General features: G+C 37.1%; 8 protein-coding genes. All 8 read left to right on the top strand.

The window, feature by feature from the left end:
• The first annotated feature begins 153 nt into the window (after positions 1-153).
• Positions 154-1,047 (top strand): LysR family transcriptional regulator, encoded by an 894-nt coding sequence (locus MED121_RS05650; protein WP_009832668.1) that lies wholly within the window; start codon positions 154-156, stop codon positions 1,045-1,047.
• Positions 1,048-1,123: 76 nt separating this feature from the next.
• Positions 1,124-2,041: a LysR family transcriptional regulator gene (locus MED121_RS05645; RefSeq protein WP_009832667.1), complete on the top strand. Its 918-nt coding sequence runs from the start codon at positions 1,124-1,126 to the stop codon at positions 2,039-2,041.
• Between the two features lie 699 nt (positions 2,042-2,740).
• On the top strand, positions 2,741-4,819 hold the full coding sequence (locus MED121_RS24725) for a hemolysin-type calcium-binding region, RTX (RefSeq protein ID WP_009832665.1): 2,079 nt from the start codon (positions 2,741-2,743) through the stop codon (positions 4,817-4,819).
• Positions 4,820-4,911: 92 nt separating this feature from the next.
• Positions 4,912-5,283: a DUF3467 domain-containing protein gene (locus MED121_RS05630; RefSeq protein WP_009832664.1), complete on the top strand. Its 372-nt coding sequence runs from the start codon at positions 4,912-4,914 to the stop codon at positions 5,281-5,283.
• Positions 5,284-5,801: 518 nt separating this feature from the next.
• Positions 5,802-9,305: a calcium-binding protein gene (locus MED121_RS05625; protein WP_009832663.1), complete on the top strand. Its 3,504-nt coding sequence runs from the start codon at positions 5,802-5,804 to the stop codon at positions 9,303-9,305.
• A 649-nt stretch (positions 9,306-9,954) separates the two neighbouring features.
• On the top strand, positions 9,955-10,353 hold the full coding sequence (locus tag MED121_RS05620; protein ID WP_009832662.1) for a hypothetical protein: 399 nt from the start codon (positions 9,955-9,957) through the stop codon (positions 10,351-10,353).
• 260 nt (positions 10,354-10,613) lie between these two features.
• A complete protein-coding gene (locus MED121_RS05615) occupies positions 10,614-11,507 on the top strand; it encodes a LysR family transcriptional regulator (RefSeq protein WP_009832661.1) in 894 nt (297 codons plus the stop codon).
• Between the two features lie 75 nt (positions 11,508-11,582).
• Positions 11,583-12,488, top strand: a complete 906-nt coding sequence (locus tag MED121_RS05610; protein WP_009832660.1) for a LysR family transcriptional regulator — start codon at positions 11,583-11,585, stop codon at positions 12,486-12,488.
• Positions 12,489-12,632: the final 144 nt, after the last annotated feature.

The following is a 12,632-nucleotide window of genomic DNA, read 5'->3' as shown; positions in this document are numbered from 1 at the left end:
GAGTTGTATTTATATAATTAGCTCTTGTGATAATGTTTTGAGTAAGCATTGTTTTTAAAAAGTCTCCTTTTAAGAAAGTCTTTTTTTTAGATAGGAATTTTAGGTCTAGTAATTTATATAGCTTTTTGAAAAAAACTATAAGGATGTTGGAAAATGAAAAATGTATTTGTTTTCAATTCAATTGTTAAGACTTTACCCGCATTTTTAGTCGCAGCTAGAACGGCTAATTTTTCTAAAGCATCTTCTATTCTTGGTATTCCTAAAAAAACACTTAATCGTTATATTTCTAAACTAGAAACCTATCTAGAGGTAACGCTTTTTATTCGACAGCGTAACCAGTTATATTTAACCCTTGAAGGTGAAAAGTTATTTAGTGCCACATCCAGTAGCCTTGGACATATTATTACGACCCTTCATGAACTTTCCCAATCTCAACAGTCTGAATGCTTAAAAATAGGCTGCCCCCAAGAGTTGTTTAGTTGGTTGACTTATCGATTAAAGTCTTTGCAGCAACTCTTGCCTAATATAGAGATTGAATTGATAACTCACGAAAGTAATCGACGCTATGATAAATCAGATATGGATATTGCTTTTGCTTTTGGTATGGGTAAATGGCAGGGGGTTGAATCTTATTTGCTGTTTGAAGAAGAGGTTTTCCCCGTTTGTTCGCCCGAATTTGCAAAAAAGCATGACTTGTTAGGTGACACTATTACACCAGAGCAATTAATTAATGTTCCCCTAGTAGATGGCAATTGGAGTGTGGGTAGAAATTGGCAAGGCTGGTTCGCTAATTTTAATTTAGCTTGTACAAATGGTTATGAAAAAAGAATACAGACATCCAGTTACTTAATGAGTTTAGAAATGGCCAAACAAGGACATGGTATTGCACTAGCATGGTCAGAAGTGTTTCAGCCTGAGTTGTATGATGGATTATTGGTAGAAATTCCTAAACTTAGATTAAAAAGCAATGTTGGATATCACATGATACTGCAGCCGGAAAATCCGTTTTCTGAAATTGCAAAAAAGTGGTGGCGATTAATTATATAACCTTGATTTTAAAAAGATTATTTCACCTCTTACTAAAATTAATAAAACATAAAATCAATCAAAAAATGGTTCTAACATGTTAAGTGAATCCATTATCTCCCCTATTATTTCGACATTACCTGTTTTTTTAGAAGCTGCTCGTAGTGGTAGTTTTACCAAAGCCTCTAAACGGCTTAACATCTCACAGCCTTCTGTTAGTCGAAATATTTTGATGTTGGAAAAATACCTGGGGGTTTCTCTGTTTGAACGTAATCAAAATCGGCTTATTCTGACAAAAGAAGGGCATAAACTGTACCTTGCCACGGCCAATGGGTTTGAGCATATGGAATCCATTTTGATGGCGATACAGCCTAAAATAACAGGCTCAAAAGTATCTATGGGATGCCCTACTCAGTTAATACCTTGGCTATCCACTAAAGTCTCACTATTAAGTCACTTTTTTGGAGAGGCTGATATTGTTTTAGAAGCAGCTGAAACCTGCAAATTCGGTAAACTTGAAGGGGTCAATATAGCGATACAATTTGGCCGTGGTGATTGGCCAGGTTATGAGTCTGAGTTATTAATTAAAGAAGAGATTTTTCCTGTTTGTGCTCCCTCATTAGAAAGAAAGTTCAACTGGTATAACAAATTACTGACACCTAAAGATTTAGTGAATCAACCTTTGTTGCCGAGCAATCGAAATGAAAAAGGTTACTTAAGTTGGAATGACTGGTTTGCTCATTTTAATGTCAGCTTTTGTCAATGTAATCAATATGATGATTATCTCTATACCTACCCATTGAATATTGAATCAGCCATTTTAGGTAAAGGGATTATTTTAGCCTGGAAGGGGAGCGTAGAGTCTCAAATTCATTGTGGTCAACTCATGGAACTACCCGGTATGCGTTTAAAAGGTTTAAATGGCTATTATCTTGTTTATCCTGCTGATGCTTGGTTTGCTAGTGATGCCCGCAAATGGGCTGAGCTGGTGAGAGCCGAAAAGGATACCGACTAATCCATTTTCTAGCATCCCTTAAAAGCAGTGTTAGTTTTCCCCTTACTTCAAATACCAACATTACTTCAAAATAACACCTTGTTTGCCACTTTTCTGATAAAACTGTGATGAGGTGACTTAGTCGAAGATTTATATAAGTGAACGCTTATTAAGATTTATATAAAGTTTGGTACTGGCTTTTATCTATGCTACATAAAGCTATTTGTGTTTTTAGTTTCTTTTACTTATTTGAAAATGTGCAGTCAAGAGATGAATTATGAATGGCTATTGTTAGTTATTATAAAAATAATAATATTTTTTTAAAATTAACTGATTTTATGTTTGATGGTTTATTTTTTAGTGCTTTATTACTTAAGGTTAAAAGGTTTTTAAGAATTTTTACTCACTTAAAGTTATTTAAGTTAAGTTTTTCATTGTTAAAAAGCAGAATATGGATGGTTTTTATCTAAATGATGTAGATTGCTTCGCTGAGAGATTACTATCCTTTCTAAAAGGTATGTTCATCTATATGAAATGTTAATTTCAAAATTATTTTATAGGTATGAGTTGATTCTAATGAAGCTTTTATTAATGTTTTTTACATTATATTTAACTGTTGAATTTGACAAAAAATCATAGAGAGGTAAGAAAATTACATATACAGGACTTTATTTAACAGACTATGTACTTAATTTAGATAAATGGGATGGTAATATTGAAATGGTATCTAATGGAGCGAGCCGAGAATATATCCATAGTACCAATAGAAACGATGATTTAAGTGCTTGGTTTGATAAGGGTACATCAATATACGGTGATTTTTTTTATGGCTATCTGACTTACTCTAATTCGAAAGATAACCCCAATATAGTCGATAATTTTGGTGATGGGGACGATTATCTTAACCTTGATATCGTCTTGTCTGATGGAATTAAAGAATTAGATGTCACTTTAGATATGAGCTTTGGCGATGATGGCGTCATCATTAAAAGTATTGAGAGCGGTGATGGAGCAGGTCGACTTAATACCTATCTAATGATGGGAGATGGTAATGATTATGTATATCTCGATATTAATAGTAGCAACAGCAATAATGCAAGCGAATCTGTCACGTATCTTCAATGGGGCAATGATTATTATGAGTCTGTAGGAGAAACTAAGGACGATGTAAGTGGAGGAACGGGTCACGATATTATTATTACTGGTGATAAAAATGATATTCTTTTTGGTGATGGTGGAAACGATGTTTTGGATGGTGGAAACGGGTCAGATATCCTTGATGGTGGCAATGGTAATGATACTTTAATAGGTGGTTCCATAAACTCCACTGGAGTAGATTATTTAACAGGCGGTGGTGGCCAAGATATTTTTGTTGTAAGTGAATGGGCTACTAATGAGATTGCTTCTACTACTTGGGATGGTTGGAGCACATGGCGTACTGTTTATGCCGCTTCTGATGTTGTTTCAACACTGGGTTCTATTGCTGGATTATCAAATATGCCAGTCGCATCTCTCTTTTTCAATACGGCTTTAAGTACCAGTGCAAATGCACTTGCTACTTGGCTTACAGAAGCAAGTGATAGCACTGAAACTTTGGATTCCAAAGATTCCACTTATAGTCAGATTGAAGATTTCAATATGCAGGATGACACGATTATACTGCCTTATTTAGATGGTGTTACTTTTACTGCAGATGACCCAGATTCTAGTGAAGACGGAGATACCATTATAGAGTTTATTTATGATTCATCTACTGGCACTTTTCTAAAATTAATATTTGATGGTGAGATTTCTAGCTCTGGTGCTACTGGCTTTTATGCAGAGTTTTTAGATGCCATTGGACAGGATTATAACTTTACAGATCAAGATACCTTGGGTGCTAGTTTTAAAGAGGTAATGTTAGACTCCATCGCGCTTATCGAATCAGGTAGTAATGGCGCTATTACTATTACTCAAAACAGTGAATCCATTACCTATACCGAAAGCGAATTAGACGAATACTATGATACGGATTGGTCCTCTATTTTAGATTCGGATTCAAGCATCATGCTGTTAGGAGCGGATGTTGGTTACATGTCTACATTTACTGCTTCAACCTCGTCCTATATTTCTGGTGGGCATGGTCATGACTCTTTTTGGGGGGTACAAAATGCGGGGGAATATGCCTATCTTGCCACCTTTGAAGGAGATGATTTTTATAATCACAAATCCAATGAACATGGTTTCTTCTTTAATGGGGGAGATGGTATTGATACCGTTTCTTTTGAAGGTTTAGCTTACGAGGACAGCAATAATTACAGTCATTTAGTGGATGGTAATGGCAATCCATATGCAAATGGTGTGACGATTGATCTAAGCGTAGATACGTCAGTAAACTTTACATTTGGTTTAAACGAAGATGATGAAGACGGTGATTTGACAGACGCTAATGATGTAGAGAAGCCAAATGCAACTTTGATTAGTGTAGAAAATGTCATAGGATCAGATTTTGACGATTATCTAACTGGTAACAACGATGATAATCTTTTGATGGGTGGTGAAGGTAATGATCATCTAGAAGGGGGTGAAGGTGATGACACTATCTATGGTGGAGAGGACAACGATACCGCCTATTATGCCGATGTTCTAGATAGTTATGATATTAACGTTTGGGAAGAAGGTGGCTCTACTTGGATGACAATTGAAGATGTGGGTAGTGATGGTATTAATGAAGGCTTTGATACTCTAAGTGATATCGAATATGTGTCATTTAATGGCATCGAGTACAGTGTATTAGAGCTTGCTACAATGGCTGCTTAATTTGTTAAACCAGCAGGTCATGTCTTGGTTTAATACATGGCCTGTCTTTTCTATATATTCTTTTCATTTATTTTTATAAAGAGCATTTTATTATGACAGACATGACAAATTTAACTTCAGAATCAGCCCCTCAAGATAAACAGCAAAAGATTCAAGTGCGTGTAAACCGTGAAAACATGACAACGACTTATACTAATGCCATTCAGCCTATTCCCAGTGCTGATGAGGTCATGTTGGATTTTGGTCTTAATCATGAAATGCCAAAAATGGGCAAGCAAGAGGAAGGCAGCCCAAGGGAGTTCGCCCTTGATATTAACCAACGTATTATTATGAATTATGCCACGGCTAAAAAACTTGCCCTGATGCTGGCACAGGTAGTGAAAGGCTATGAAAAAGACTTTGGTGATATTCAACTTAATCCAGAGCAACGTCGTGTTAATCAAGCGGAAGAAAACCAGCATTAAAGCCTTTCCATTCAGACCTGAGCTTTACTCATTCAGACTCTGAATTGTGCTAATTCAGGTTGGGTCTGATTTAGCCAGTTTAAATAAGATTTGAAAAGCCCTCCCTTAAACGCTTTAAGCCATACTTAAAGCGTTTAAACAACCTCTCTAATCCCGCCCGAGATCTTTTCTCGACTCAGTTTAAAGGTCTCTAACCATTTTGACCTGCCTTTATTGCACGCAGATATTGCACGCTAAATCAAGCCGGTTGCGACTCATTTCTAGTTCACAAGAATCTTAATTAGTAGGTGGCCATTTACTAAATATCCTTCAAGAAGCCAATAGTGAATAGGTATTGTAAATTTGTGCATGAATCGAGCGATTTTGTGATGATTTATACGTTTTTATGTTTGATAAGTGCTTTTTTAGTGATTTATTGAGTGAGTAGTGAGCAAGGGTTTGCTACTTGGAAGTGATCAAACAGCTTCTTATGAAATCATAGAAAATACATTTTTCATCATGAATGAGAGGGCAAGGATATGGCTAAGGATTATAACTTTAATGACAATTCCAATTGGGATTTTTGGAATACCACCACTTATGCTGGTGTCAGTGGTCGACCCGGCTTTGAGATTGACAATGATAGGGTTCGTACAAGTGGCCTCACTGGGGTGTATGAGAATGTCAATATTGATACGACCGCTTTAAGTAATGGTGCTTATCTTAGTATAAATTTTGATGCGGAGTATCTGGGGGATGATGTACAAACCTTAGATGTGGTTATGGGGGATTACAGTGACATCGTTTATATGAATGTTGATAACTCAAGCTCGAATCTAGATACAAACTTTTGGCTGGGTGGGGGTGATGATTTATTAGTATCAGATTTTTACAATGATAATGACTCAGATACAAATGATACGGTATATGGGCAAGAGGGAAATGACGAGATTTACCTAGGCAATGGTAATGATAATGGGTCTGGTGGACAAGGTGACGACTCTCTCTTCGGTGGTGATGGTAGTGATGATCTTTACGGTGGCAGTGGTCATGATTATTTAGAGGGTGGAAATGGTACGGATTATTTGAGCGGTGGTTCTGATAATGATTACCTAAATGGTGGCGACGGTGCTGATATCCTTGAAGGGGGTGGCGGTGATGATGTGCTGACAGGAGGGAAGATTAATTCAAGTGGTGTGGATTATGTGACGGGGGGAAGTGGTCAGGATATTTTTCTGATCAATGAGTGGGCGAGCAGTACTACGTCTGCGGATGCCTTTGGCTCAGATTGGACAACTTGGCGCGCGGTTTATGCTACCAGCGATGTTATTTCGACTGCGGGAACATTAGTCGGTATTTCTAATCCTGTGGCGTCATTATTTTTCAATTCGGCATTATCCATTGGTGCTAATGCGCTATCAACCTGGCTGACAACAGCCGCTGATAATTCCATAAGCTTGGATGCCAGTGATGAATCCTTTCAAGTGATCACTGACTTTACTATGACGGATGATTTAATTGTTTTGCCGACCCTAGCTGGCCATAACTTTAGCCTCCAACCTGCATCAGTGCAAGACACTGCAACGGGTGAACAAAGCTATGTGCTGGAGTTTTATTATGATGGAACAACGGGGAAATTTTTAGAAATTCATATCGACGGCAGTGAGAATCATGAATCTGCAACGGGGTACTATGCCGAGTTTCTTGATGCAGTAGGTTTAACGGCTAGCTCCACTACAAAAGATGCTTTATTTAAAGGTTTTAAATATGTGATGGAGCAATCAATCGCACTCATATCCAAAGATGCCAATGGTGATATTACCATTACCCAGGGTCTAGATACGATTACTTATTCTGAAAGCGAATTAGACGAATACTACGATGCAGATTGGTCATCATTACTGGATGTCGATTCCAGTATTATGCTGTTAGGGTCTGATGTGGGTTATACCGCTGAAGTCGGTTCCTCTGCAGATCATAAGTATGTTTCGGGGGGGAATACGAGCGATATATTTTATGGGATACAAGAAGCAGAAACTAACCTTTTCGTGGCTACTTTTGGTGGCAATGACCTTTATAACCACAAAGACGATGATGTTGGGGTTTATTTTAACGGAGGTGAGGGTAATGACACTATCTCTTTCTATGAGTATGAAGCTGAAGAGGAGGGTGTCACGGTAGATCTTAATGACGAGGTACAGAGTAGTTTTGGTGATGGCGGCCTTGATGCCGACGAATCAGATGATGTTACCTTGATTAGTGTTGAAAATGTTGTGGGTACGCAATATGACGATGTGATCACAGGGAATAACGAAAATAATCTTCTTATGGGGTTGGAAGGCAATAACATATTAGATGGCGACAATGGTTTTGATATTGCAAGATACTCAGGCAGTATTTGGGACTACACGATAAACACCAATATGAGTTCGGTGGTGAATAGTTCTGCAAATATTAATGACAGTTTGTCGAATATTGAGTTCCTGTCCTTTGAAGATGATGACGGTCTTTATTTCTATTCAAGTGAAACGGGTGAGCTATCCATTTACGCGAGTGATAATGGTGACAGTATCCAAGGAACGCCAAGTGGTTCCGATGCGGTGGATTGGATTTTTGGGGGCGACGGTGATGATACCCTCAAAGGAAAAGATGGCGATGACCATCTAACGGGGGGCGGTGGCGATGATAGACTTTATGGTCAGTCTGGGTCTAGCTCAGGGAGTCACACGGATACCGCTTATTATTTAGGCAGTGTTGCTGAGTATATGATTGAGTATATAAGTAGTACCAAAGATGAAACTAGTGTTGAGCATTATTACAATACGAATTTCGATGAAGGCACAGATACTTTATATGATATTGATCTCATTAGTTTCGGTGATGGGGCTGTGATTGATCTTGAAAATCAAAGTATTTACACCGGCAATAGCAATGATAATGACATTTATGGCAGTGATAGTTCTGATGATTGGCTCTTTGGTGGAGATGGTGATGACACGATTCGAGGACGACAAGGGGATGATCACCTAGTGGGCGGTAAAGGTGATGATTACCTTTACGGCAGAAGTGTCAGTAATACAGAGAATACAGGCACGGACACGGCTTACTATGCGGGTAGTGTGGCAGAGTTTATGATGACAAATTATGTGGACTCTAATGGCGATACGCAGGACGACATGTTTATTATTGAGGATTTGGCGACAAGCGGCTATAACGAAGGCCAAGACATACTCAGCCAAATTGAATATGCACAGTTTGGTGATGGTGTTCTCATTGATCTAGTCAATACTAATATAGTATTTGATGGCGATGGCACTAAAACGACTGATGATTGGATATTTGATCAAGACTTTGGTATTGATATATTTTCTGGTGAAAGCTCGTCAGACAATGATTCTAATATTGATGCTATGGCAGGAGATGATCATATAGTCGGTGGCGAAGGGGATGATATCATCGAAGGTGGTAGCGGCGCTGATACGGCTTATTATGGTGCAAGTGTTGCCGAATATTTGGTTGACTATATCAGTGATACGGATATCGAAACCACAGTGGAAGATATAGGCTCTACTGAAATCGATGATGGCACTGATACCTTAACGAACGTTGAAACCCTGCACTTTGGTGATGGGGTTACTATTGATATTGAGAGTGTGGATATCTATACCGGTACCAACAGTGATGAAACTATCAATGGTTCAGACGCAACCGATGACTGGATCTTTGGTGGTGACGGTGATGATGTATTAAAAGGGATGCAAGGGGATGATCACTTAGTGGGTGGTGAAGGAGACGATATTATCTATGGCCGAAATTTCTCTAATTCGGGTACTGACACAGATACCGCTTACTATGCTGATGTTATTGATAACTATGAGATTAATGTTTGGGAAACAAGTGGTGGTAAAACTTCGATGAGTATCGAAGATGTGGGTTCAGATGGCTATGATGAAGGTTATGATGAACTTAGAGACGTTGAATATGTGTCATTTAATGGTACTGAGTACAGTGTATTAGAGCTTGCCGCCATGGCAGCGGCTTAAGCTGATTCAAGCTAGCAGATCATGTGATGGTTTTATGCATGATCTGCCTTTTTCTATATTCTTTTCATTTATTTTTATAAAGAACATTTTATTATGACAGACCTCTATTATTTTTTGGGGGATTACCGAGCAATGTCGTGTTAATAGAAAAGAGGAGGATTAGTATCTAGGGAGTACTTATTTATTCTCAAAATGTGCTAAAAAATTTTCTAACCTCTCGCCCTAGTGCATCATAAATAATGGACTAGGGAAACTATGAAAAAATCCTCCCGTCTCAGTGTTTGAATAAAAGCACTTCACTTGCCTTGTTTAGCTCTTTTTCCTATAAATCTAAACAGTAAAGTAGACCAAAAAGATGTTTCGCAGCTTCCCTAAAGCATCAGTTTTATTCAATACACTCTTTTTACTGCCTTCAATATTAAATAATTACTATATAGGTAGGGTCTAAATTAGATTTAATTTAATTTCGATGCGCTATGGTGTGCCGCTTGATACTATCTTTCATATAGTATTATTTTTATTAATGTTATTTATTTGTTTTTATAATAATAAAACTATTTTTCAAATCTAGGGTGTAGTTTGTTTTTATCAGCTAAATCTACTGTGTATTCGTGAAATTCAATGAGTGTATTGATTAGGTTAATTCCCAATGAAAGAAACATGGATTGTTAATACAGTCGTTCGCCTTTTAATTGCGTTTTTAACTAGGATGAAAAAGGTGAGATCTAGCAAGGCTTCTATCTCGAATGTTTCTCCAAAAAAAATAGTTGATGGCTCTTCTTTCCCTGTTGATGGTTCTTTTTCTCTAGTTGATGACTCTTTTTCTCTAGTTGATGACTCTTCTTTCCCAGTTGATGACTCTTTTTCTCCATTAGATGTTGTTTTAAGGGTTCAGCTTTTAACTCAAAAAAGTCATGCCTTTTATTTATCAATAAATGATAAAAATTTTATCAGTCCATTTCTTATTTATGTTAACAGGAGCATACAAAGCTGTTGGTTAACACGCTTTCTATATTTTAACTCTAGGATACCTTCGAATAATTTCTAAGTGTTTTAATATTGGTGTTTTTATTGGATGGCTGAAACTATTTGGCGCACTTTGTATCGCTTTGGCGCATTTTTTATCATCTTTATTTATTCGATTTCTCTTATGTATTCAAAAGGAGTTTAATTTTATGTAACGTAATGTAGTGTAATGTAGTTATTTTTATTTGAATGTTTTAGTTTGAATTAGATGTACTCTTGGTGCGTGAAAATTTAAGACAAAAAGTTATTTAAGTTAAAAACCTCATAAGAAGGAGCTTGTAGATGGAGGATATACTGACCTTCAATTCAATTGTTAAAACCTTGCCTGCATTTTCAGCTGCCGCAAAAGCTGAAAGCTTCGTCAAAGCTTCTAAAATTTTGGGTATTCCTCAAAAATCTGTTAGCCGATATATATTACATTTAGAGCAGTATTTGGGCATAAACCTGTTTATGCGAGAGCGGGGGAAACTGCAGTTAACATTGGAAGGCAGCGAATTATATCATGCGACCTCCAGTAGTTTGGCTCACATCATGACTGTCCTTAATGAAATAAGTTTATCTAAAGATAAAACAAGATTTGTTATTGGTTGCCCGCAATTACTCCTTAGTTGGTTATCTCGTCGATTGACGTGTCTAAAACAACTTGCTCCACACTTTGAAATTGAGCTAGTTGAGTTTGAATATAGAAATAAAAACTATCAGTTTGAGATGGATATTATTTTTGCTTTTGGTTTAGGGAAGTGGCAGGGTTTTGAGTCTTATTTACTTTTTGAAGAAGAAGTTTTTCCAGTTTGCTCGCCAGCTTTCGCAGCAAAATTTGCGTTATCAAATAATACGATTAGCGTGGAGGAGCTTACCAAACTGCCTCTTATTCACGGTAACTGGGCTTTAGGCTTAACCTGGCAGAGCTGGTTTGCCAGTTTAGGGGTTGAATATAGCCCTAATGGCGTTAATAAAGAAGATTTATACAGTTATTTAATTAGCCAAGAGCTAGCGATTAGAGGCGATGGCATTGCGTTGGCTTGGGCGGGCGTTTTTCAATCAAATTTAAACTTAGGGGTGTTAGAAGAAATACCGAATTTACGTACAAAAAGCAATATTGGCTATTATATGCTCTTGAATCCAGAGAGCCCAAAAAACGATATAGCCAGAAAATGGTGGCGCATGATCAGTTAAGTTTTTCAGAAAAGAAGTTATTAGGTTATTTTATTTGTGAAATTAGGTTTATGCCTAATTTTTGAGGTACTTTAAATGATCAACGAATCTGCCATTCATCCTATTATTAATACCTTACCTGTGTTTTTGGAAGTCGCAAGAACGGCTAGTTTTACAAAAGCATCGATCAATCTGGGTATTTCACAACCCTCCGTTAGCCGTAGTATTTTAATGTTGGAAAAATATTTAGGTGCGACCTTATTTAACCGTTCCAAGATAAAGTTAAACCTAACGCTAGAAGGCCATAAGCTGTATTTAGCTACAGCTAATGGGTTTAAATACATTGAATCTAAATTAGATGATATCAAGCCAAAGATTGTTGGATCTAAAATTAGAATTGGATGCCCAATGATTTTAATGCCATGGTTGGCCTATAAAGTGCCTTTGTTAAGGGGATTACTAGAGGTGACTAAAGTAGAGCTGGTCCCTATGAGTGAGCAAGATATTAGTAATAGTTGGGTTGATATTTCTATACGCTTTGGCTCTGGTCAATGGGATGGCTTTCATTCTGTGCTTTTGATGAAAGAAGAAGTTTTTCCTGCTTGCGCGCCGGCATTGGAGAAAAAGTTTAATTGGCTAAGTAAGCGACTTACCGCCAGTGATTTAGTTAAATCTCCCTTGTTACCTGTTAGCAGAAAAGAATCTAATTACATGGGCTGGAATGATTGGTTTTTAAATTTTGGCATAAACTTTTGTTTAAATTGTCAATATGATGACTTTGCTTATAGTTACCTACTTAATATTGAATCTGCGATTTTAGAAAATGGTATTGTATTGGCTCGAAAAGGCACTATCGAATCACACCTTGATAGTGGCAAACTCATCGAATTACCTGGATTAAGAGTAGAAGGTAATAATGCTTATTATCTTGTGTTTCGTGCTGACTCTTGGTTTTCAGATGTATTGAAAGAATGGACTATTGTGATGAATAAAGCGGATTAAATAAAGGAAATTAAGTAATCAAAGGTGCAAGGATGCTTTGATTTTTTTAAAAAATTAGAGTGATTAATAGGCTCAAGATAAAAAATAATATCTTCTTAAAAATCTAAAACCCCTTCCTATATCCATCAAACTATATTCTGGCGT

The organism is Marinomonas sp. MED121 (assembly GCF_000153025.1).
Lineage (GTDB): Bacteria > Pseudomonadota > Gammaproteobacteria > Pseudomonadales > Marinomonadaceae > Marinomonas.
The sequence above is the reverse complement of the archived record's forward strand: the minus strand, read 5'-3'. Positions and strand labels throughout refer to the sequence as shown.

What these genes read in the sequence shown, in the direction of transcription:
- MED121_RS05650 (WP_009832668.1), top strand. Translation starts at nt 154, where the DNA reads ATGAAAAATGTATTTGTTTTCAATTCAATTGTTAAGACTTTACCCGCA.
- MED121_RS05645 (WP_009832667.1), top strand. Translation starts at nt 1,124, where the DNA reads ATGTTAAGTGAATCCATTATCTCCCCTATTATTTCGACATTACCTGTT.
- MED121_RS24725 (WP_009832665.1), top strand. Translation starts at nt 2,741, where the DNA reads ATGGTATCTAATGGAGCGAGCCGAGAATATATCCATAGTACCAATAGA.
- MED121_RS05630 (WP_009832664.1), top strand. Translation starts at nt 4,912, where the DNA reads ATGACAGACATGACAAATTTAACTTCAGAATCAGCCCCTCAAGATAAA.
- MED121_RS05625 (WP_009832663.1), top strand. Translation starts at nt 5,802, where the DNA reads ATGGCTAAGGATTATAACTTTAATGACAATTCCAATTGGGATTTTTGG.
- MED121_RS05620 (WP_009832662.1), top strand. Translation starts at nt 9,955, where the DNA reads ATGAAAGAAACATGGATTGTTAATACAGTCGTTCGCCTTTTAATTGCG.
- MED121_RS05615 (WP_009832661.1), top strand. Translation starts at nt 10,614, where the DNA reads ATGGAGGATATACTGACCTTCAATTCAATTGTTAAAACCTTGCCTGCA.
- MED121_RS05610 (WP_009832660.1), top strand. Translation starts at nt 11,583, where the DNA reads ATGATCAACGAATCTGCCATTCATCCTATTATTAATACCTTACCTGTG.